The sequence below is a fragment of the Aquabacter spiritensis genome (assembly GCF_004346185.1).
GTDB lineage: Bacteria > Pseudomonadota > Alphaproteobacteria > Rhizobiales > Xanthobacteraceae > Aquabacter > Aquabacter spiritensis.
Window position 1 is genome coordinate 12,069 of sequence record NZ_SMAI01000016.1, and the last position, 20,648, is coordinate 32,716.

Sequence of the window (20,648 nt, forward strand, 5' to 3'; positions counted from 1 at the left end):
CCCATGCCCGGAACGGATCATGTCTCCTCGTGCCCTCGCGCTCGCGCTTGGGGCAGCGATTGCGCTGCTTCATGCGTCACCTGCGCTCGCCGCCTCGCCGCGGCCGCTGACTCTTGCCCAGGCGCTCTCCAGCGCGCTCGCCGCGAATCCCAGGCTGACGGTCGCCGAACGGGACATCGGCATGGCGGGGGGGCGCAGCGTACAGGCTGCCGTGCTCCCGAATCCGAACCTGTCGCTTGAAGTGGACAATGCTTTCGGCTCCGGCTCGTACCAAGGGCTCGACCTTGCGGAGCAGACGCTCCAGGTGAGCCAGCTCGTGGAGCTCGGGGGCAAGCGCGAAGCGCGGATCGCGGCTGCAAGTGCCGGAGTGGGGGTTGCCCGCTGGGAACGTGAGGCGCTGCGCCTCCAGGTCCTGGCCGAGACCACGGCGGCTTTCGTCACGGTCCTCAGTGCCCAGAGCCGGCTTGAGATATTGAAGGCCCAGTTCAGCGCCATCGAACGCTGGACGCCTTTGCTCCAGAACCGCGTCGAGGCCGGAGCGTCCTCCCCTGCGGAGATCTCGCGGGCCAAGGTGGCGGCCAATCTCGCGAAGGTAGAGCTCGAACGCACCAAGATGGCGCTCGTGACCGCCCGGCGCGAGCTGGCGCTCCTCATGGGGCTCAAGGAAGCGAAGTTCGGAGCCGTGACGGGCAACCTGGTTCGGGTGAACGCCCCGCCTTCGCTCGACCGCATCCTGAAGTCTGTGCAGGAGAACCCGCAGCTCACGCGCTTCACGGCGCTCAAGGCACAGCGCAGCGCAGAACTCACCGGTGCCCGGGCGCAGGCCGTTCCGGACGTCACGCTCGGAGTCGGGTATCGCCACTACAACGAGACCGCCGACAGCGGGATGATATTCACCATGTCGGTGCCGCTGCCGGTGTTCGACCGGAACCAGGGCGGCATCATCGAGGCTCATGAATCGCTGCGCCGGGCGGAGGCGGAGGAAGCCGTCGTCCGCAGCGTCCTCATCTCCCAGGTGGGCCGAGCTTACGATTCCCTGAAATCGTCCTACGACGAAGTCGCGCTCTTGCGCGGTGGCGGTCTTCCAGATGCGAGGAGCGCTTTCGAAGGCATCGAGAGCGGCTATTCGGAAGGCCGCTACACCCTCCTGGAATTGCTGGACGCCCAATCGTCGCTGACCGAGACGTCGCTGCGCGAACTTGACGCGCTCGTCTCTTACCACACGGCCCTCGCCACCCTTGAGGGGCTGACGGGCCGCCCCGTGACCTTCGCAAAAGGAAAATCCAAATGATCCGCTCGGCGCGACGCGACGTGGCGTTGCTCCTGCTCGGCCTTATGGCCGGCGCCGGGACGCTGTACGCCCTCCAGGAAAAGCCGTCATCCGTCACCCCGAGCCAGGCCGCCGAAAGCGGGCATGGGGAGGAGGAAGGGCACTCGGAAGGAGCCATCGAACTCGATGACACCAAGCTCGCCGCGGCGAGCATTGGCCTTGAGACCGCGCGGCCGGAGATGCTGCGCCGGAAGCTTCGCCTGAACGGGCTGATCCAGCCGAACCAGGAGGCCATCGTCCAGGTCGCGCCCCGATTCCCGGGCATCGTGCGGGAGATCCGCAAGCGCCTTGGAGATAAGGTCAACAAGGGCGATGTCCTCGCGGTCATCGAGAGCAACCAGAGCCTCACCACCTATGACCTGAAATCCCCCATTTCCGGCACGGTGGTGGAACGCGGCGTGGCGCTCGGCGAGTACGTCTCGGAGCAGAAGCCCGCCTTCATCGTGGCTGACCTTTCGACTCTCTGGGTCGACCTCTCCGTCTACCGGCGGGACTTCGCCAAGGTCCGCGTCGGCGATCCTGTCCAGATCGATCCCGAGGACGGCGGGGCGCCCATAGATGGCAAGGTCATCTACGTCTCGCCCATCGGCGCCGCCGACACCCAGAGCGCCCTGGCGCGCATCGCCATCCCCAATGACGGCATGCGCCTTCGGCCGGGCCTCTTCGCCGTAGGCACCATCGTGCTCGCGGAGAAGCCCGTGGACCTCGCCGTCCGTCTCAACGCACTCCAGGCCATCGACAATCGCACGGTCGTCTTCGTGCGCAACGGCGACGCCTTCGAGCCACGCGACGTGGAACTGGGTGAGCGGGACGGTGAATGGGCCGAGGTGCTGTTCGGCCTCATGCCCGGCGACAGCTATGCGGCCAAGAACAGCTTCGTGATCAAGGCCGAGCTCGCCAAGGGGAGCGCCAGCCATGAGCACTGAGAAGCTGAAATTGATAACGGCCTACATCCATCCGCTCCTGGAAGCGCGGGTGGTGCGCGCCCTCCATGAGCTTCCCGAGTTCCCCGGTTTCTCGATGGTGGAGGTCCGCGGTCAGGGTCGAGGACGGGGTGCCGGGGGCACTTATCTCGCGAGCGAGTCCGATCTTCTCTATCAGCGCCATCTCCAAGTGCAGATCGTGTGCCCCGAGGCAGCCGTAGAGCGGATTTCGAAGGTGCTGGCGGAGGCTGCTTGGACGGGCCGCAAGGGCGACGGCGTTCTGTTCGTCACCCCCGTCGATAATCTCATGCGCATCCGGGAAGCCGGGAAGCCTAAGGCTTCGGAGGCGGCGCAATGATCGACGCCATCCTCGCCTTCTCCATCCGCCAGCGCTGGCTGGTGGTTCTGGCATGCCTCGGCATCGCGGCCTTCGGCGCCTGGAACTTCACGCGCCTGCCCATCGATGCGGTGCCCGACATCACCAATGTTCAGGTGCAGATCAACACGTCCGCGCCCGGCTTCTCTCCGCTGGAGACCGAGCAGCGCATCACCTTCCCAATCGAGACCGCCATGGGCGGCCTGCCGGGGCTGCAATATACCCGCTCGCTCTCCCGCTACGGCCTCAGCCAGGTGACGGTCGTGTTCCGGGACGGGACCGACATCTACTTCGCCCGGCAGCTCGTGAACGAGCGTATCCAGCAGGCGAAGGACCAGCTCCCGCCCGGCGTGGAGATGGCCATGGGGCCTATCTCCACGGGCCTCGGCGAGATCTACATGTACACGGTGGAAGCGAAGGAGGGCGCGAAGAAACCCTCCGGCGAGGCCTACAGCCCCACTGACCTGCGCACCATCCAGGACTGGATCATCAAGCCCCAGCTCCGCACCGTGCCTGGGGTGGTCGAGGTCAACACCATCGGCGGCTACGAGAAGCAGTTCCATGTGCTTCCGGACCCGGCGCGGCTCATGGCCTACCGCATCTCGTTCCGGGACGTGATGACCGCGCTCGCGGCCAACAACGCGAACGTGGGCGCCGGCTATATCGAGCGGAACGGCGAGCAGTATCTGGTGCGCACGCCCGGCCAGGTGGCGGACGCGGCGCAGATCCGCGACATCGTCATCGGCACCCATTCCGGAACGCCCATCCGCATCGGAGACATCGCTGACGTGCGCGAGGGTCTGGAACTGCGCACCGGGGCCGCCACTCTGAACGGCCAGGAAGTGGTGCTGGGCACCACCATGCTGCTGATCGGCGAGAACAGCCGCACGGTAGCCGAGCGGGTGGAGCAGCGGTTGGAAACCATCTCCCGCTCGCTGCCTGAGGGCGTCATTGCCCGCACGGTCTACGACCGGGCGCATCTGGTGGAAGCCACCATTGCGACGGTGGAGAAGAACCTCGTCGAAGGCGCCCTGTTCGTCATCGCGGTCCTGTTCGTGCTGCTGGGAAACATCCGCGCGGCCATCGTCACCGCCTTTGTCATCCCGCTCGCCATGCTCTTCACCATCACGGGCATGGTGGAGAACAAGGTCAGCGCCAACCTGATGAGCCTAGGGGCCATCGACTTCGGCATCATCATCGACGGCGCCGTCATCATCGTGGAGAACTGCTTGCGGCTGCTCGCCGAGGAGCAGCACAAAAGGGGCCGCCTGCTCACCCGGGCGGAGCGGTTCGAGACCATCCTCGCGGGGTCGAAGGAGGTGATCCGGCCAAGCCTGTTCGGCACCATGATCATCGCCGTGGTCTACCTGCCGGTCCTCACGCTCACGGGCGTGGAAGGCAAGATGTTCACGCCCATGGCGGTGACGGTGCTGATGGCACTGCTCGGCGCGGCGCTGTTCTCCATGACCTTCGTGCCCGCCGCCATCGCTTTGTTCGTGACGGGGAGGGTGTCGGAGCATGAGAACTTCATCATGCGTAGCGCCCGGCGCCTCTATACGCCGCTGCTGGATGCCTCCATCAACTATCGCGGCGTGGTGGCGGTGGGGGCTGCGGCCCTCGTGATCATCAGCGGCCTTGCCGCTTCCCGCATGGGCGGAGAGTTCATACCGAGCCTGGATGAAGGCGATGCCGCCATCCAGGCGCTCCGCGTCCCCGGCACCAGTCTCACCCAGTCCATCGAGATGCAGGAGGCGCTGGAGAAGCGGATCCTGAAGGTGCCGGAGGTGAAGGAGATCTTCGCCCGCGTCGGCACGGCGGAGGTCGCGACCGACCCCATGCCGCCGTCCATCTCCGACGGCTACATCATGTTGAAGCCCCGCTCCGAATGGCCGAACCCATCGAAGCCGAAAACCGAACTGATGGAGGACATCGAGAAGGCGGCCGAAGAGGTGGCGGGCAGCAATTACGAGCTTTCTCAGCCCATCCAGCTCCGCTTCAACGAGCTCATCTCCGGCATCCGCAGCGATGTGGGCGTGAAGATCTTCGGCGACGATCTCGACACGCTCCTCCAGGTGGCGGGCCAGGTGCAGGCCGTGCTCCAGAAGGTGCCCGGCGCGGCGGACGTTAAGACCGAGCAGGTCTCGGGCCTACCCATGCTCACGGTGGAGCTCAATCGGGCGGCCATGGGGCGCTACGGCGTCTCCGTCGCCGATGTGCAGGAACTGATCGAGATCGCCGTGGGTGGCCGGGAGGCAGGGGTCCTCTTCGAAGGCGACCGGCGCTTCGACATCGTCGTGCGCCTGCCGGAGGAACTGCGCACCGACATCGAGGCGCTGCGCGACCTGCCCATCCCGCTGCCCCCGCCCAATGGGGAAGCGCCGGTGCGGGCCGTCTGGGGAACCGGGGCGGTGACGCAGATCCGCTACGTGCCCCTGTCGGCCCTGGCCACCCTCACCATATCCCCCGGCCCGAACCAGATCAGCCGGGAGGACGGCAAGCGGCGCATCGTGGTGAGCGCGAACGTGCGCGAGCGGGACCTCGGCTCCTTCGTCACCGATGCCCAGCGACAGGTGGCGGAGAAGGTGAAGCTGCCCGAGGGCTATTGGATCGGATGGGGCGGCCAGTTCGAGCAGCTCGTCTCGGCCACCCATCGCCTCGCCATCGTGGTGCCCATCGCGCTCGCCCTCATCTTCCTGCTCCTCTTCATGAGCTTCGGGTCGGTGGGGGATGCGCTTCTGGTGTTCTCCGGCGTGCCCCTGGCACTCACCGGCGGCATCGCGGCGCTGCTGCTCCGGGACATCCCCCTCTCCATCAGCGCGGGCATCGGCTTCATCGCCTTGTCCGGCGTCGCGGTGCTGAACGGCCTCGTCATCATCGCCTTCATCCAACGCCTGCGGGCCGAGGGGAAGGCGATCGTGGAAGCCGTGCGCGAAGGGGCGCTGACGCGCCTTCGCCCGGTGCTAATGACCGCGCTCGTCGCCTCCCTCGGCTTCGTGCCCATGGCGCTGGCGACGGGGCCGGGGGCGGAGGTGCAGCGTCCGCTCGCCACCGTCGTCATCGGCGGCATCGTCTCTTCCACCATACTCACCTTGCTCGTCCTGCCCGCGCTCTACGTCCTGTTCCGGCGCGAGACCGAACAGGTGGATGCGCCATCCGATCCGGCCGTCGCGGCCGCTTCCACCCCAAACCCTTGAAGGAGATACCCATGTTGAAAGTGACTGCCATTGCCGCTGCGCTGCTGCTGTCAGGCCCCGCTTTGGCGCAGCATGCCCACGGCGCCCAGAAGGGCCCGAACGGCGGTCCAATGGAAGACGTCGCCGGCGTTCACGCAGAGCTGGTTGTATCCGGCCAGACCGTGGCGGTGAACGTCTTCGACGAAGCCGGAAAGCCCGTCGATACGAAGGGCTACACCGGCTCCGTGATGGTGGTCTCGGGCGGCGACCGGAAGACCCTCCAACTCACCGCATCTGGAAATGCGCTCACGGGGCAGGCACCCGGGCCGGTCCAATCCGGCGCTGCGATCACCGTCGTCGTGAAGACCGCCGCCGGAAAGTCCGGCCAGGCGAAGTTCTCTGCGCCCTGACCTTTGGAGAAATTGAGATGCGATTCAACCTCACCATTCAGCGTCGCCTCTGGGCGGTTGGGCTTGCAGCGGCGCTCGTGACGTCAGCCATTCCGGCCCAAGCTCTCGAAGGAAACCCCCAGGGGCATAAGCAAAGGGAGCGGCATGTTTACCGAGATGTGCAACTCGGTCTCAGCCATCCATCCACCCACGGCAAGAGCACCCAAACCTCCAAACCTCCGCCGGTGGCTTTCCCTTGGTTCCTCCCGTTCCCGCCCCCATGGGCAGCACCGGGTAGTCAACCTGGCTCTTATGTGAAGTAGCGTTTTGAAGACTTCCGCTTCGCGAACGCGTCCAAACGCATCGGCAGTTCGGCATCAACGGATTTGCTGAAATCCGGCGGTGCCGAATGCCTGATCACCGCAAGACAGGAGAAGCGATCATGAAGTTCATCGTCGCCGTTGTGATGGCGCTGGGATGCGCAGGGTCTGCGCTCGCGCAGACGGGGGATGCAGAGCATGCCACCGCCAAGGAGCATGAGAGTTTTTGCTCAAACAGGCGCAAGGCCTGTGTTGAAAAGAATAAGTGGTATCGGCAACACGAACTGGTGCACTGCCGCATCCGATACAATCAATGTGTTCAAGAAGTATATAAGAACAATGCGCAGTGATATAGTATAACCTCGCCAATCTGTGTTCAATTTGAATTATTGACTTGCTCGTAGAATCAAGTATAGATGTCTACACACAAGGAAATTGCAATCCATGAGGCGAATAGGTTTTAGAGAGCAACGATGATCTCGAAAATTATAAAGATAGTCTCGATCGGCATTAAAGTTATGGCGGTCATTGCGCTCATCGCGTCCGGTCTCACCGTGACGTCGTCGGATTCGTTCGCTCAGTCACCGGTTTCGTATGCGGCCCATAGCCCTGATGAGAACGCCGAGGGCGACTCGGGTAGCGCGGTTCTTTTGGGAGATGAATGCCACACCTGCTCCCATGTGGTCGTGCCAACACCAGCCGCCAATGCAACCCTTCTTGCGATGACCCTTCGTTGGGAAATCCGCGATCAGCAGTGGGTCGCGATAAGTCCTCCCGCGGAGACCCCGCCTCCTCGACCGATTGGAAATGAAGCTTTCCACGACACTTCAATTCCAATCATCGAGGTAAATCATGTTTCGCTATGCACTGATCGCGTCCACCGTGCTCCTCGCAGTTTCGAGCGCACAGGCTGAACCTTACTCGTCGACGTTGACCGCCGAGGAGCAGGAACGGCACGAGTTCTACGACGTGCAGCAAGGGGATTATCCGAGTGGGCGCACGTCCGCTTCCGCAGGCACGTCGGGGACTTCCATCAGGGGCGTCCCCGTCATTGTCCGGCCAGCCAACCCGTACATCGGGGTTCTTCCGAACGCGCTGAATGACAAGCCGGTCCTCATGACCACGCCCTGACGAGCCAACTCGGAGGGCGGCGGGCCGTGCCCGCCGCCCTCCCTCAGCCTCGGGTTCAAGATGCGACGGACAAAGCAATCCGCGGAAGTCGCCGTGGGCGCGAAGGTTTTCGGCGTGCTCGGGAACCGGGATTATAGGCTCATCTTCCTTTCTCAGCTTTGCATGCTGACCGCGACCGGGCTGGCGGCGATCGGCTTTTATCTGGCCGCCTTCGCTGTATCGGGATGGAACTCGGGCGCCGTAGTCGGGATTTCGATCGCCGCACGAACAGTGGTCTCGCACTTCGGTGGGGCGCTGGCCCTCTCCGCTGTAAGACGTTTACCCTTTCGGCTCAGCTTCATACTGTCTGGCGCGGCATTGGTGATACCGGCCACCTTGACCTTGGTCGTCGCCTCCGCTTGGCAGATCGTCGTTGCCTTGTTCCTCCTGGAAGTCGCCTCGACTGCATTCGGCGCGGCCTTCAGGGGGGCGGCGCTTTCCACCCTTCGGTCCGACGCGGACCGGAAGCACTCCGCCAACCTGGTAAGCTTGGCGACCAACCTCGAGCCCGCCGTCACGCCGCTTGTCGCCTTGCTGCTCCTGGGAATCGCGGGTGCCGAAGCGCTCATGATCGGGAGCTCCGCCGCGGTCCTGGCCTCGATGATCCTCGTCTTATTCGCCGGCTTGCCTAACTCGATGTCATACCCCCCATCGAAAGGATCGGTCGTCGGGCTGCGAGCTTGGCCAGGTCTCATTCGCGGTCGGTCATTCCGCGGCATGATTGCACTGAACATCGTGTTTGCCGCGGCCGCTTCCATGGTGCTGGTCAACACGCCTGTCTTTGCGATGGCGGCATTCGGCCGAAGCGGGGAGGCCGTTGCAATTGCCTTGGCGGTGTTCGGCTTCGGGAGCATTGCCGGGATCGTGTTGGCCCCGCAAATGGCGGCGCGCATCCCCGGAACGGCCGTCGCCCTTTTCGGTGCGGCATTGGTCTCGTCCGGCCTCTTCATTGGAAGCATCGTGGATGCATTCGGCGGCTTGCTGGTTCTTTGGTTTGCACTCGGTGTGGGATGCTCGCTTGCCCAGGTCCCCATCGGACAGTTCATCGAACTGTCGAACGGAGTCGAGGATCGCGCGTTGCTCCGGAAGGCTCGCATCACCATGCTCGGACTGTTCTGGATCGTTTTGGGTCCAATCACGGGACTGCTTGGGTCCGGAACGAACCTTTCATTTACATTCGCGGTTCTGGGCATGCTTGCATGCATGGCGACGTTTGCTGCGGCGGGAGCCCTGCGTTTGCCAAAAGTACAATAATGCCAAGGTCATGGCTGTACGGGATTGTCGATCTCAAGCTTCCGCGGATCGATGCTCTTCCCGCGGCGCCTGTGAGCCCTTGCGCGCCGCATCGACGTTCATGGCCGCAATGCCGAGGCCGATGATCAGGTCCGGCCATGCTGACAGGGTGAAGGCCGTAATGAAACCGGCTACGATGATGGCCACGTTGGCACGCGCATCGTTGCGCCTCCTCTTCATGCTTCCGATCGCATGAGATGCCGTCACAAACCGTTCAAACGCGATCGCTAAATAATATGTCGATATATCTCGTAATATGGAAGCAATGATGGGGCGCCGCCACTTCATGATCGGCCTCATCGCCGGCACAGCCTGCTTCACCGGGGCCATCTGGGTGGGGTTGGAGCTTCGCGAGGTGACGATCGCGGCATCCGAACGCCTGAATGCGATGCCCGTCGATGAAATGGCGCAGGCGATGTCCAGCATCCATCGGACTAACCAAGTGGCCCTATGGCACTACGTCCTCATGATCGGATTCACGATCGTCGGATTGCTCGTGTCCGGAGCCACCTTGATCGCCTGGTGGGGATCGAGGAATGCGGTACGGCATCCCGCAAATGACAATCCGAGGGGTCGTCGGTTCGCCCGGCTCCCGCGGCGAAGCTCCTCGTCGATGCAGGTTGACGGGAAGCGCTACCTCATACGCTGACGATACGGGCTACCGGACCCGATGCCCTTCGACATCGATGACGACCTCTCCATCCTCCTTGCTGAAGGGTCCCTTCTGCGGCGCCGGAAGGATGTCGAGGACCAACTCTGAAGGGCGACACAGCTGGACGCCCAGGTCCGTAAAGACGAAGGGGCGATTGATGAGGATCGGGTGCGCCATCATGGCGTCGAGCAACTGGTCGTCGGTGACGGCCGGATCGTCGAGCCCCAGCTCCGCATAGGGCGTGCCTTTTTGGCGCGTCGCCTCGCGCACCGTCAGCCCCGCGGCCTTGATGGCCGCCGCCACCTCCTCCCTCGAAGGCGTATCCTTCAGATACTCGATCAGGGTCGGCTGGATGCCCGCATTGCGGATCATCGCCAGCGTGTTGCGCGACGTGCCGCAATCGGGATTGTGCCAGATGGTGACGGGGGAATGGTCGGTCATTGTCCAAGGCTCGCTTGAATTTCCGATCGTGAATGTCCGCAGGGTCTCGCCCTTACCGGCTCGGTGCGGGCGCTCCCATCGGCTGGGCATGGAGCGGCAGCAGGAGGGTGGTTCCGAAGCAGATGGCGAGCATCAGGGCCGACCCGCCGAGGCAGGCGTAGATGCCACCCACCTGATAAAGCAGGCCGGACGAGAGGGTGCCGATGAAGCGCCCGGCGGCATTGGCGGCATAGTAGAAGCCCACGTCCTCGGCGGCCTTCTCCGATCCTGCATAGGCCAGGATCAGGTAGGAATGCAGGGAGGAGTTCACGGCGAACGCGAAGCCGAAGATGGACAGCCCTGCCACGAGGACGAAGTCGGCATGCGGTGGCGCGAGGGCAAGCCAGCCTGCCATGGCAACCGGAACCAGGGCGAGAGCGAGGGCCCACCACCGCGCCGCGGGAACCTCTCGGGACAGACCGTCCGGGCTGCGGGTGACGACGGCGGGAGCGGCCGCCTGGACCACGCCGTAGCCGATGGTCCATAGGGCCAGGAAGCCACCCACCATGATGAAGGTCCAGCCCGAGGCGTAGAGGAAGACCGGAACACCGACCACGAACCAGACGTCGCGCGCGCCGAACAGGGCGACGCGGGCCAGGGCCAGCAAGTTCACGCCGCGGTTCTTGGCGAAGAGCTCCTTCATGCTCTTGCTCGACTTCGCCTTCCCCAGCATAGGCGGGAGGGAAGCGACGACGCCGACGAGGACGAGGGCGAGAGCGCCGGCCATCAGCCACAGCGCGGGACGGAAGCCGATGAGCTCGAGGAGCGCGCCGCCGAGGAGGAAGCCGAAGCCCTTCATGGCGTTCTTCGAGCCGGTGAACCAGGCCACCCACCGGAACAGGCGGGTGTTGGCGTTGGCCCCCTTGGCGTCCGCCTCGGTCACCTTGATGGCGGACTTGGACGCGGTCTTGGTCAGATCCTTGGCGACGCCGCAGATGCCCTGGGCAGCGACGACCCAGGGGACCAGCAGCGCGGTCTCCCAGGACGGCGACACCGCCGACAGGATCAGGAAACCGGAGATCTGCGTCGTGAGGCCCACCGTGAGCATGCGGGTGATGCCGTAGCGGCCCGCGAGCCAGCCTCCGATGAAGTTGGCGCCGATGCCCGCAGCCTCGTAGAGCACGAACAGGAATGCCAGTGTGAACGGCGAGTAGCCGAGCTTGAAGAAGGTGAAGAGCACGATCATCCGAAGCGCGCCGTCGGTCAGCGTGAAGCCCCAGTAGGCGGCCGTCACGATGGCGTAGTTGCGAACCCCTGAGGTCGCCGGCGCGCTGGCCATGTCAGAGGCCCTCCCGCTCGAGATGGCAGGCAAGGTCCACCATCCGGCACGCATAGCCCATCTCGTTGTCGTACCAGGCGTAGACCTTCAGGAGGGTCCCGTCGGTCACCAGCGTGGACAGGCCGTCAACGATCGAGGAACGGGTGTCGCGCGCATAGTCCGCCGAGACCAGGGGACGCGGCTCGAATCCGAGGATGCCGCGCAACGCGCCCTCGGCGGCCTCCCGGAACAGATCGTTGACCTCCTCGGCGGTGGTTTCCCGGTTCAGCTCGAACACGCAATCGGTGAGGGATGCGTTCAGCACGGGCGCGCGCACCGCGTGGCCGTTCAGCTTGCCCTTGAGCTCCGGATAGATCAGGGCGATGGCCGTGGCGCTGCCCGTGGTGGTGGGCTGGAGCGAAAGCATCGCCGACCGGGCGCGCCTCAGGTCCTTGTGGGGGGCGTCCACCACCACGTTCGTGTTCGTGGGATCGTGGATGGTGGTGATCTGCCCGTGCCGGATGCCGATCTTCTCGTGCACCACCTTCACCACCGGAGCGAGGCAATTGGTGGTGCAGGAGGCGGCGGTCACGATGGGGTGCTTCGACCGCTCGTAAAGGTGCTCATTGACGCCCACGACGACGTTCAGGACGGAAGGGTCCTTCACCGGCGCCGCCACGATCACCCGCTTCGCCCCGCGCTTGAGATGGCCCTCCAGCGTCTCGGGAGTGAGGAACTTGCCGGTGGCCTCGAGCACGACGTCCACGCCCAGGTCGCCCCACGGGATATCGCCGGGTGCGGCATGGGAGGAGAAGGACAGGTTCTTCCCGTCAATCCGGATGTCCTCGGCTCCCTCCGCCGATATGGGCATCCGCCAGCGGCCCTGGACGCTGTCGAACTCGAGGAGATGGGCGATCGCTGCCGAACCGCCCTTGATCTCGTTGAGATGGACCACGTCGAGGCGATTGTTGCCGCGCGGATCGTCGACGGGACGTTCGGCGCCGCCCATGGAGGCCCGCAGGGCGAGGCGTCCGATCCGGCCGAGGCCATTGATTCCCACTCTCATCTTCTCATCCCCGTGCTCGCGCCGCGTTCGCGTCGGCGCGCTTGATCAATGGGAGGCATCCGGAACCTTCACGCCTCCGGCCTCGTACCAATCCTTCGAGCGGTTCACGATCCACACGACCGACAGCATGACCGGCACCTCGATGAGCACGCCGACCACGGTGGCCAGCGCCGCGCCGGACTGGAAGCCGAAGAGGCTGATGGCGGCGGCGACCGCGAGCTCGAAGAAGTTGGACGCGCCGATCAGGGCGGACGGGCCCGCGACGCAATGGGCTTCGCCGGACATCCGGTTCAGCAGATAGGCAAGCCCGGAGTTGAAGTAGACCTGGATCAGGATCGGCACCGCCAGGAGGGCGATGACCAGCGGCTGGGCGAGGATCTGCTCGCCCTGGAAGGCGAACAGCAGGACCAGGGTGGCCAGCAGCGCCACGAGGGAGGCGGGCTGGAGGACGCCGAGGACCCGGTCCAGCGCCGCTTGCCCACCCCCGGCGAGGATGCGCCCGCGGATCAACTGGGCGGCGATGACCGGAACGACGATGTAGAGCACCACGGACAGGAGCAGCGTGTTCCACGGCACCGTGATCGACGACAGTCCGAGGAGGAGGCCGACCACCGGTGCGAACGCCACGATCATGATGGCGTCGTTCAGCGCCACCTGGGACAGGGTGAAATGCGGCTCGCCCTTCGTCAGGTTGGACCAGACGAACACCATGGCCGTGCAGGGGGCCGACGCGAGCAGGATCAGTCCGGCGATGTAGCTGTCGATCTGGTCGGCGGGTAGGTACGGCCGGAACAGGTAGCCGATGAAGAGCCAGCCGAGCACCGCCATGGAGAAGGGCTTCACGCCCCAGTTGACCAGCAGCGTGACCGAGATTCCGCGCCAATGCCGGCCGACCTGGGCAAGCGCCCCGAAGTCGATCTTCAGCAGCATGGGGACGATCATCAGCCAGATCAGGACAGCGACGGGCAGGTTCACCTGCGCGACCTCCAGGCTTCCGATCACCTGGAAGGCCGAGGGCGCGGCGGCGCCGAGGGCTATGCCGACGACGATGCAGAGGAAGACCCAGACGGTCAGGTAGCGCTCGAATACGGACACGAGGATCGATTCCTTATGCGGCGATGCCGGAGAGCGTCAGCTCGGTCGCCCCTTCCATCCGGCCGATCTCGGCGATGCGATCCTTGAGGGTCGCAAGATCGAGTTCGGCGAAAGGCAGGTTCACGAACGCGGACATGCGGGATGCAAGGCGCCGGTAGGTCGCGACGAACGCGGCCCGCTGCTCCGCCTCCGAGCCCTTCACGAGGGCGGGATCCGGCAGTCCCCAATGCGCCTGGAGCGGGTGCCCCGGGAAGGCCGGACATTGTTCGCCCGCCGCCGTGTCGCAGGTGGTGATGACGAAATCCATCTCCGGCGCATCCTTCGTCGCGAACCCGCTCCAACTCTTCGAGGAGAGCCCATCCGTCTCGTAGCCGAGGGATTGGAGGAGGGAGATCACGGCAGGATGGGGCTTCCCCTTCGGACGGCTCCCCGCGGAGAAGGCACGGAAGCGCCCCCGTCCCTCGCGGTTCAGGATCGCCTCCGCGATCACGGAGCGCGCGGAATTCGCCGAACAGACGAGAAGGACGTTGTAGATGCGGTCGTTGGCGGCGGCGGTGCGCACCTGTGGGAAGGAAGAGACGAGTCCGCCCCGGCGGGGCGTTGCCGTGAAGCCCATCTCCCCCATCAGGGACGCGAGCGGTGGGGCGGCGGGCGCGACGTTCGCCGCATAGATGATCGATCGTCCCTCGCGACGCGCGGTAAGGAGGCCCGCCCTCTCGAGCAAGGAGAGGTGCGTGGACATGGTGTTGTGGGGCACGGCAAGCAGTCGGGCGATATCACCCGCGGGCAGACCATAAGGCATGTACCGCAGCAGCAGACGGTAGGTCTCCAGCCGCGTCGGCTGCGCCAGCGCATCGAAGACCTTGATTGCGTCGTCCGCGTTGAATGTCGCCGTGCCCATGAAAATCTCGCTCGTTGGAAATGCCTGACGGCGGCGTAGCCCTATGCGCCGCCCTTGAAGGTTCGGGCCCAGTACGCCTTGACCTGCTCTACCAGTGCGGGGGGCAAGGGAACGTAGCCGAGTTGCGAAGCGTACTTCTCGCCTTCGCCGAGCGAGAACTTCCAGAAGTCGAACGCCGCCCGGCTCGCGCCGGCAGCCTTGGGGTCTTTGTACATCAGCACGAATGTGGAGGCGGCGATCGGATAGGCATCCTCGGCAGGGGAATCGTTGATGATGACCGCGAAGTCATCCGCCTTCGTCCAATCGAAGCTTGCGGCCGCTGCCTGGAACGAAGCCGCGCTCGGGGCAATGAACTTGCCGGCCCGGTTCTGGACGAGGCCGTAGGTCAACTTCACCTGGACGACATACGTGAATTCGACATAGCCGATCGAGTTCTTGATGCGCTTCACGTCGGTTGCCACGCCCTCATTGCCCCGTGCCCCGGAGCCGACCGGCCAGTCGACGGCATTTCCCTCGCCGACCCGCTGCTTCCATTCGGGGCTCGCCTTCGACAGGTAGGAGACCCAGTTGAAGGTCGTGCCCGAGCCGTCGGACCGGTGAACCACGGCGATCTTCGCATCGGGGAAGGTCAGGTCCGGATTGACGGCCTTGATTGCCGGATCGTTCCAGTTGGTGATCTTCCCCAGGAAGATGTCGGCCAGCAGTGCCCCCGTGAACTTCATCTGGCCGGGACCGATCCCGTCGACGTTGAGGACGGGCACGACCCCGCCGAACACGATGGGAAACTGACCGAGGCCGAGTTTCGCGAGCTCTGCCGGTTGCAGCGGCTTATCCGAAGCCCCGAAGTCGGCCGTCCGATCCTTGATCGCATTGACGCCCGCCGACGAGCCGACGGATTGGTAGCTGACCGTCTGGCCCGTCTTCTCCCGGAAGGCCTGCGACCACTTCCAGATGATCGGGTAGGCGAACGTCGACCCCGCTCCTCGGACATCGTCGGCGCGCGCTGCGGGCGCGAGCACGGCGGCGGCGGTCAATGCAGCGATGGCCAGACTGAAGATGCGTGTCACGGGTGCCTCCCGGCATATTGGCGTTTCCGTCCACGGACTCGTATAGCACGATATGTCCATGCTCGTCGACAGATCGAATAAGCAGCGGGAGTGACGTGTATGTGACGATGCTGGCCGTCGCGCCGAATGGCAACGGCTTCGCTGTCCGTGAAGTGGCTCGGGCGCCTATGAGGCTTGGTGCCGGAGGGGGATCGAACGGGCGTCCACCGTCATTTGGGCTGGCCGTCGGCGTCGAACGCCTTCAGGAAGGCGACGAGGTCCTTGACCTCCTGCTCGTTCTTCACCCCTGCGAAGCTCATCTTGGTTCCCTTGATGACGCCCTTGGGGTCCTTGATGTAGGCGGTGAACTCCTCCTCGGTCCAGGTGATGCCGGACTGCAAGTTCGCCGGGGAATAGGCATAGCCGGGAACGGATCCCGCCTTCCGGCCGAATAGACCGTTCAGCTCCGGGCCGACCTTGTTGGGCGCATTGGGGCCGACGGCATGGCACGGGGAGCAGCGCGCGAAGATGCGCTTTCCGGCTTCGGCATCCTGTCCGAAGGCCGTGGACTGGCAGGCGATGACGAGCGCTGCCGCGCAGAATGCGAGACGCTTCATTGATGCTTCCTGATGAGCTCGGGCGGGAAAGGCGGTGCGGCCTCGGTGAGGAGGGCCCCGCGCCGAAACGCGGGGCCGGGGGGCCTATGCCGTGTATTCCTTCGACTTGAAGGTGAGGTGGGCGACGCCGGCCGGGGCGTCGGAGATCTTCCGGATGCTGCCCCAGGTCTGCTTGTAGTTCGGGATGATGAACTCGTTCACTCCCGCCGAGACCACGTTGCCCTGCACGCCCGTAGGATAGGCGAACAGCATGAAGGCCTGTTTTCGTTTCGCGGTGGGCGTCGGATACGCCATGGCCTGGGTCGAGCCATTGTCGTTGTAGACCTCGACGAGGTCGCCCTCCTTCAGGTTCAGCTCGGCCATGTCCTGCGGGTTCATCTCGATGAACGGGAAGGGCCACCTGTCCATCACCAACTCGTTCTCGACATCGAGATAGGCGCTCTGCCAGACGAGGTTCGCCCGCCCATTGTTGATCAGGTAGGGGAATTTGTCCTTCTCGGCCTGCTTCCCCGGTGCCTGGAGGCCGCGCCATTGGGTGGGCATGAAGGTCGCCTTCCCGTCCGGTGCGTTGAACTTCCCGTCCGCATACAGGCGCTTCGTGCCGATGATCCGCTGGGTGTCGGCGGGCGGCGTAGGCGCGGCACCCGCGAGCGTGGGCGCGTCCTTCTGCACGGGCTCCTTCCCGCGCGCACCCTCGATGGCGGGGCCCTTCAGGACTTCGCCGGGCGCGCCCGTGGATGTCCCCGCCGCCACCGCGCCGGTGCTCTCGAGCCCCACCGCCGGCTCCTGGAAGCCGTTCGTTCCCATGGCGCGCAGGCGAGCGTAGGTGACGAACTCGCCGCCCTTCTCATGCTGGTGATACCCATCCATGAAGGCATCTTCCTCGGTCTTCCAGTCGAAGCCGGTGAACTTGCCTGCGATGTCCGGCTTGCCGAGGGCGCGGAACGCACGCTCCATGTGGTTGGCGAGCCGCGCCGCGATCAGGCAGTCGGGCATCGCCTGTCCCGGCGGGTCCATGTAGCGCTCCGTGAGGCGCATGCGCCGCTCGCCGTTCATGGAGGTGAGGTTCATCTCGCCGGAGGTCGCTGCCGGCAGGATGACGTGCGCGGCCTCGCCGATCTTGGTCGGGACGATGTCGACGTCCACCGAGAACAGGCCACCCTGGCGGATGGCGTCCGTGATGGCCTTCACCATGGCATCCCGGTCGCCGTAGGGCACGGAGTTCATGGCGTCCTTCACCATGTCGGTCCGCTTCTTGTAGACCCGCTTGAACTCCATTGCGTTCAGGGTGGTCTTGTAGTGGTCGCAGCCCCAGACGTGGTGGACCGCGCCCTTGCCCTCGATGAGCAGCTTGTCCACGTAGGCGGCCGGGCGTCCCACATGGGCGTCCGAGGGGCGGCAGTATCCCTCCTGGTGGCCGCCCATGCGCACGCAGCCGCCGCCCGGGCGGCCGACATTGCCCGTGGCGAGCGCGAGGTTCACGAGGGACTGGTTGGTGCGGTAGTTGTCGTTGCCCCAGATCAGGCCCTTCTCGTAGGCGAACATGGTCCGGCGCCGGGCGTTGCCCGCCTTCGGCTCGGCGATCCACGTGATGGCCTTCACGATGTCGGCTTCGCTGACTCCCGTGATCTTCGCCGCATCCGCGACGCTGACCTTGTTGGCGGCGACCGCCTTGTCGAAGTCCTTCGTGGACGCGGCGATGAAGGCCCGATCCACCCATCCCTTGTCGGCGGCGTAGGTGAGCCAGGCGTTGAACAGGATCAGGTCGGTCCCGGAGTTGATGGCGAGGTGCAGGACGTTCTCCTTGCCCGCCTCGATCTCGCAGGCATTGACCGTCACGGTCCGCCGCGGATCGACGATCACCACGCGGGCCCGGTCCACGGCCTCGTTTCCGAATTCCTTCTTCTTTTTGTCGACCGACGTCCCGCGCATGTTGGGGACCCAGTGATTGAGGAAGTAGTTGGTCTGGGTCTCGAGCGCGTTGGTGCCGACGGCGACGATGGTGTCCGCGAGTTCGGCATCCTCGTAGCAGTTGTTGAGTTCGCCGACGCCCATGTCACGGGTTCCGTGGACCTCGGAATTGTAGGCCGGGCGGTTGTGGATGCGGATGTTCTTGATCTTCATCGCGCCGAAATAGAGCTTGCCCGTGCCCCAGGTGTTCTCATAGCCGCCGCCGGCACCACCGTGGTCGTAGGCGGAGACGAACAGGGCATCCTCGCCCTGGGCCGCAACGACATTCGCGGTGACGCGCGCGACGAGGTCGAGGGCATCGTCCCAGCTCGTGGGCTGGAGCTGGCCGTAGCGCCATACGAGGGGATTGGTCAGGCGCTGAAGCTCGGTGTTGCGCTGGCGCGAGTAGCTCATCTCCGCCATGCGTGCGCCGCGTACGGACCCGAGGCCGGAGTTCACCACGCAGTCCTTGTCGGGCTTGAGGACGAGATGGACGTCCTTCCCGTTCTGCTTGACCAAATTGTACATGGACGGCGGGTACCAGGCGGTGGTCTCCGCGTCCTGCTGCTTGGACAGGTCGACGCCGAAGGCATTGTCCTTGGGAGCCGTGCCGCCCTCGTATCGGGCATCCCATGTGTAGGCCTTGTAGCCGCAGCCGACGATGCAATAGTGGCAGACGACATTGTGCACGGTGGCGTCGGCCGGGACGATCGGAAGCCTTCCGATCTGGCGTTTGTAGGCCATCTTTCCCTCCCTCAGAGAACGTTCGACAGGCGGCCGTAGAGAAGCTCGTCCACGCCATCGGCGTAGATGTCTCCCTTGGCGTCGATGCGGAGTGCGTACTGCGGCAGGTTCTGCGTGGCCTGTCCCCAGACCTGCTGTCCGCCCTTCTCGCAGTCGAACCGCGAGTAGTGGCCGGGGCAGTTCATGGTCCTGTCCGCGGTGTTGTAGGTGAGCGGGAATCCCTTGTGCGGGCAGACGGTCGTGAATCCGACGATGTCGCCATCGGGGCCCGCTCCGTCGGGGACTCGCTTTCCGAGCTTGATCAGGACGCCGGGGGCGTCCGCGTCCGGATAGGTGACGTCGAGCGGCTCGTTGACCTTCAGGTCGCCGACGTTGGCGAGGCGGTTGGAGGGATAGTCGACGAGGGCGGCCGCCGGGGCGGCCTTCGCCTCCTTCGGCATGACGGAGGCCGCCGCCATGCCCGCGGTCATCATGCCCGCACCGGTGAGGAACCTTCGGCGGCTCGTGTCGATGACGGTCCTGAAGCTCTTCATGCTGGCTCCCTCCCGGAAGCCCACGTCGTGCGCGTGGGTCATTCCGCTTTGCAGGAGTTGGACCAGGAGGAGGAGTTGTTTTATTTCAATATGTTATTGATTGGCGCAGGAACCCGCCGAAACCGAAATGTTCGAGGTTCCGAACGTGCTGCGCCACCGCCATCCGACATTCCGGACACCGCTCGGCAGCGTAGCCGAGATGCGCGAATTGGAGAGAAGCCTTGAGCAGTTCGTCCAGCGCTACGATGTCGAATGCGCGGGCGGCCCGGCAGCCGAATGCGTGATTCTCGGAAACCAGGCCGACGCGGGTGTGGATGTTGATCCTTAGGCGGATTGCTCCGCTGCTTCGCTCTTCCGGCCGAACAAAGGTAGGATCCTGATGTAGACGAGCTCCGAAATGAGTTCGACCAACGTCTGCGTCACGATCACGGCCGGAAGTACGGGCACGGCGCCCGGAACGGCGAGAGCCAGGGGTAGCACGACAAGGGAGTTGCGGGTGGAGCTAGAGAAGGCCACCGAGCGCGACGCAGCCGTTCCGAGCCTGAATACTCGACCGACTGCGAGTCCCAGCATCGGAGCGAATATGGCGAAGGCGACGTAAATCGGGACAACACCCAAGGCCTTGTCCGCGGCGTTTCCCAGCAGCGGCACCGTGGCAGCCACCACGAGGAATAAGACGAGCGCGGTCGACAGAACGGGGAGGATACCAAGCCACGCGACGACCCTACGTCCCGTTGGGCCGCAGGAAGCCCAGAACTGAGCAACGGCCGCGAATGCGAGCGGCACCATGATCAGCCAGATGAAGGCGCGCAGGAAGGGGGCCAGGCTCACGAGGCCGGAGACCTGATCGCCGAGGAATGCCGTGAGATAGAACGGCAGAAGCGCCATTTGGATCACGAGCAGCAACGGAGTCGAGGCGAGCAGAAGCCGTGCATCGGCACGGCCAAGCTGGGAAAACGTGATCACGTAGTCGATGCACGGCGTTAAGAGGACCATCAGTATGCCGAGCCGGACGAGCGCATCGTTCGGGGCGAAACTGACAAGCAGGAGGACGAGACAGGGAACCGCCAGGAAGTTCGACACCATCAGCGCGATGAGGAACCGTATTTCCCGGAATGCCTTGCCGACCTCGGCGAGCGGCACCTGCAAGAAGGTGACGAAGAGCATGAGGGCGAGGGCCGGGTTCACCAGGGGTTCCAGCCCTTCGGTTCCCGCTATTGCCGAGGCGGCGAAAGTGCCAGCGATGACGCTCGCGAAGTAGATCCAGATTTGCCGCCGTTCAAGCGCTTCCCTCACGAACAATGCTTCCTGCTTTGACGGGTCTCCACATCA

General features: G+C 64.7%; 19 protein-coding genes and 1 pseudogene. 9 read left to right on the forward strand and 11 right to left on the reverse strand.

Annotated elements, in window-relative coordinates; all coding sequences use genetic code 11:
• Positions 1-19: 19 nt before the first annotated feature.
• The 8 genes from EDC64_RS19970 (at position 20) to EDC64_RS20005 (ending at position 8,935) form a co-directional block, all read left to right on the forward strand.
• The gene (locus EDC64_RS19970; protein ID WP_132034691.1) at positions 20-1,291 is read left to right on the forward strand and encodes a TolC family protein; all 1,272 of its coding nucleotides are present in this window, start codon (positions 20-22) and stop codon (positions 1,289-1,291) included.
• The gene (gene ihpB / locus EDC64_RS19975; RefSeq protein WP_132034693.1) at positions 1,288-2,256 is read left to right on the forward strand and encodes a divalent metal ion exporter adaptor subunit IhpB; all 969 of its coding nucleotides are present in this window, start codon (positions 1,288-1,290) and stop codon (positions 2,254-2,256) included. Before EDC64_RS19970 ends, ihpB begins: the two co-directional genes overlap by 4 nt.
• Positions 2,246-2,611: a P-II family nitrogen regulator gene (locus EDC64_RS19980; protein ID WP_132034695.1), complete on the forward strand. Its 366-nt coding sequence runs from the start codon at positions 2,246-2,248 to the stop codon at positions 2,609-2,611. Before ihpB ends, EDC64_RS19980 begins: the two co-directional genes overlap by 11 nt.
• Entirely contained in the window at positions 2,608-5,823 is a 3,216-nt protein-coding gene (locus tag EDC64_RS19985) for an efflux RND transporter permease subunit (RefSeq protein ID WP_132034697.1), read from the forward strand. The genes EDC64_RS19980 and EDC64_RS19985 overlap by 4 nt, the downstream gene beginning before the upstream one ends.
• An 11-nt stretch (positions 5,824-5,834) precedes the next feature.
• Positions 5,835-6,212: a hypothetical protein gene (locus EDC64_RS19990; RefSeq protein WP_132034699.1), complete on the forward strand. Its 378-nt coding sequence runs from the start codon at positions 5,835-5,837 to the stop codon at positions 6,210-6,212.
• Positions 6,213-6,633: 421 nt separating this feature from the next.
• Complete coding sequence (locus EDC64_RS19995; protein WP_132034701.1) at positions 6,634-6,861, forward strand: hypothetical protein; 228 nt, start codon at positions 6,634-6,636, stop codon at positions 6,859-6,861.
• A 502-nt stretch (positions 6,862-7,363) separates the two neighbouring features.
• A complete protein-coding gene (locus EDC64_RS20000; RefSeq protein ID WP_132034703.1) occupies positions 7,364-7,642 on the forward strand; it encodes a hypothetical protein in 279 nt (92 codons plus the stop codon).
• Positions 7,643-7,735: 93 nt separating this feature from the next.
• Complete coding sequence (locus EDC64_RS20005; RefSeq protein ID WP_132034705.1) at positions 7,736-8,935, forward strand: MFS transporter; 1,200 nt, start codon at positions 7,736-7,738, stop codon at positions 8,933-8,935.
• Positions 8,936-8,968: 33 nt separating this feature from the next.
• Here EDC64_RS20005 and EDC64_RS20010 read toward each other — a convergent pair.
• From EDC64_RS20010 to EDC64_RS20055, 10 genes and pseudogenes are all read right to left on the reverse strand, one after another.
• Positions 8,969-9,142, reverse strand: a pseudogene (locus tag EDC64_RS20010) (cation transporter); the annotation flags it as partial.
• 490 nt (positions 9,143-9,632) lie between these two features.
• Positions 9,633-10,067 carry an arsenate reductase (glutaredoxin) gene (gene arsC, locus EDC64_RS20015; protein ID WP_132034707.1) on the reverse strand — a complete coding sequence of 145 codons (435 nt, stop codon included), beginning with the start codon at positions 10,065-10,067 and terminating at the stop codon, positions 9,633-9,635.
• A gap of 52 nt (positions 10,068-10,119) precedes the next feature.
• Positions 10,120-11,385: an organoarsenical effux MFS transporter ArsJ gene (gene arsJ, locus EDC64_RS20020; protein WP_132034709.1), complete on the reverse strand. Its 1,266-nt coding sequence runs from the start codon at positions 11,383-11,385 to the stop codon at positions 10,120-10,122.
• 1 nt (position 11,386) lies between these two features.
• On the reverse strand, positions 11,387-12,430 hold the full coding sequence (locus tag EDC64_RS20025) for an ArsJ-associated glyceraldehyde-3-phosphate dehydrogenase (RefSeq protein WP_132034711.1): 1,044 nt from the start codon (positions 12,428-12,430) through the stop codon (positions 11,387-11,389).
• A 45-nt stretch (positions 12,431-12,475) separates the two neighbouring features.
• Entirely contained in the window at positions 12,476-13,525 is a 1,050-nt protein-coding gene (arsB, locus tag EDC64_RS20030; RefSeq protein ID WP_132034713.1) for an ACR3 family arsenite efflux transporter, read from the reverse strand.
• A 13-nt stretch (positions 13,526-13,538) separates the two neighbouring features.
• Positions 13,539-14,426 carry a metalloregulator ArsR/SmtB family transcription factor gene (locus EDC64_RS20035; protein ID WP_132034715.1) on the reverse strand — a complete coding sequence of 296 codons (888 nt, stop codon included), beginning with the start codon at positions 14,424-14,426 and terminating at the stop codon, positions 13,539-13,541.
• 41 nt (positions 14,427-14,467) lie between these two features.
• Entirely contained in the window at positions 14,468-15,493 is a 1,026-nt protein-coding gene (gene pstS / locus EDC64_RS20040) for a phosphate ABC transporter substrate-binding protein PstS (RefSeq protein ID WP_245504804.1), read from the reverse strand.
• 209 nt (positions 15,494-15,702) lie between these two features.
• Entirely contained in the window at positions 15,703-16,089 is a 387-nt protein-coding gene (locus tag EDC64_RS20045; RefSeq protein WP_132034719.1) for a c-type cytochrome, read from the reverse strand.
• Positions 16,090-16,173: 84 nt separating this feature from the next.
• A complete protein-coding gene (locus tag EDC64_RS20050) occupies positions 16,174-18,783 on the reverse strand; it encodes an arsenate reductase (azurin) large subunit (protein WP_132034721.1) in 2,610 nt (869 codons plus the stop codon).
• An 11-nt stretch (positions 18,784-18,794) separates the two neighbouring features.
• Positions 18,795-19,316 carry an arsenate reductase (azurin) small subunit gene (locus tag EDC64_RS20055; protein ID WP_132034723.1) on the reverse strand — a complete coding sequence of 174 codons (522 nt, stop codon included), beginning with the start codon at positions 19,314-19,316 and terminating at the stop codon, positions 18,795-18,797.
• Between the two features lie 127 nt (positions 19,317-19,443).
• Between EDC64_RS20055 and EDC64_RS20060 the strand changes: the two genes are divergently transcribed.
• Complete coding sequence (locus tag EDC64_RS20060; protein WP_207916148.1) at positions 19,444-19,644, forward strand: MerR family transcriptional regulator; 201 nt, start codon at positions 19,444-19,446, stop codon at positions 19,642-19,644.
• Here the strand turns inward: EDC64_RS20060 and EDC64_RS20065 are convergent.
• Positions 19,641-20,612 (reverse strand): arsenic resistance protein, encoded by a 972-nt coding sequence (locus EDC64_RS20065; protein WP_245504805.1) that lies wholly within the window; start codon positions 20,610-20,612, stop codon positions 19,641-19,643. The two genes, EDC64_RS20060 and EDC64_RS20065, sit on opposite strands and share 4 nt — an antisense overlap.
• Positions 20,613-20,648 lie beyond the last annotated feature (36 nt).

Excerpts from the sequence above, each read along its gene's own strand:
- EDC64_RS19970 (WP_132034691.1), top strand. The coding sequence starts at position 20 with ATGTCTCCTCGTGCCCTCGCGCTCGCGCTTGGGGCAGCGATTGCGCTG.
- ihpB (WP_132034693.1), top strand. The coding sequence starts at position 1,288 with ATGATCCGCTCGGCGCGACGCGACGTGGCGTTGCTCCTGCTCGGCCTT.
- EDC64_RS19980 (WP_132034695.1), top strand. The coding sequence starts at position 2,246 with ATGAGCACTGAGAAGCTGAAATTGATAACGGCCTACATCCATCCGCTC.
- EDC64_RS19985 (WP_132034697.1), top strand. The coding sequence starts at position 2,608 with ATGATCGACGCCATCCTCGCCTTCTCCATCCGCCAGCGCTGGCTGGTG.
- EDC64_RS19990 (WP_132034699.1), top strand. The coding sequence starts at position 5,835 with ATGTTGAAAGTGACTGCCATTGCCGCTGCGCTGCTGCTGTCAGGCCCC.
- EDC64_RS19995 (WP_132034701.1), top strand. The coding sequence starts at position 6,634 with ATGAAGTTCATCGTCGCCGTTGTGATGGCGCTGGGATGCGCAGGGTCT.
- EDC64_RS20000 (WP_132034703.1), top strand. The coding sequence starts at position 7,364 with ATGTTTCGCTATGCACTGATCGCGTCCACCGTGCTCCTCGCAGTTTCG.
- arsC (WP_132034707.1), bottom strand. The coding sequence starts at position 10,067 with ATGACCGACCATTCCCCCGTCACCATCTGGCACAATCCCGATTGCGGC.
- arsJ (WP_132034709.1), bottom strand. The coding sequence starts at position 11,385 with ATGGCCAGCGCGCCGGCGACCTCAGGGGTTCGCAACTACGCCATCGTG.
- EDC64_RS20025 (WP_132034711.1), bottom strand. The coding sequence starts at position 12,430 with ATGAGAGTGGGAATCAATGGCCTCGGCCGGATCGGACGCCTCGCCCTG.
- EDC64_RS20035 (WP_132034715.1), bottom strand. The coding sequence starts at position 14,426 with ATGGGCACGGCGACATTCAACGCGGACGACGCAATCAAGGTCTTCGAT.
- EDC64_RS20045 (WP_132034719.1), bottom strand. The coding sequence starts at position 16,089 with ATGAAGCGTCTCGCATTCTGCGCGGCAGCGCTCGTCATCGCCTGCCAG.
- EDC64_RS20050 (WP_132034721.1), bottom strand. The coding sequence starts at position 18,783 with ATGGCCTACAAACGCCAGATCGGAAGGCTTCCGATCGTCCCGGCCGAC.
- EDC64_RS20055 (WP_132034723.1), bottom strand. The coding sequence starts at position 19,316 with ATGAAGAGCTTCAGGACCGTCATCGACACGAGCCGCCGAAGGTTCCTC.
- EDC64_RS20060 (WP_207916148.1), top strand. The coding sequence starts at position 19,444 with ATGTTCGAGGTTCCGAACGTGCTGCGCCACCGCCATCCGACATTCCGG.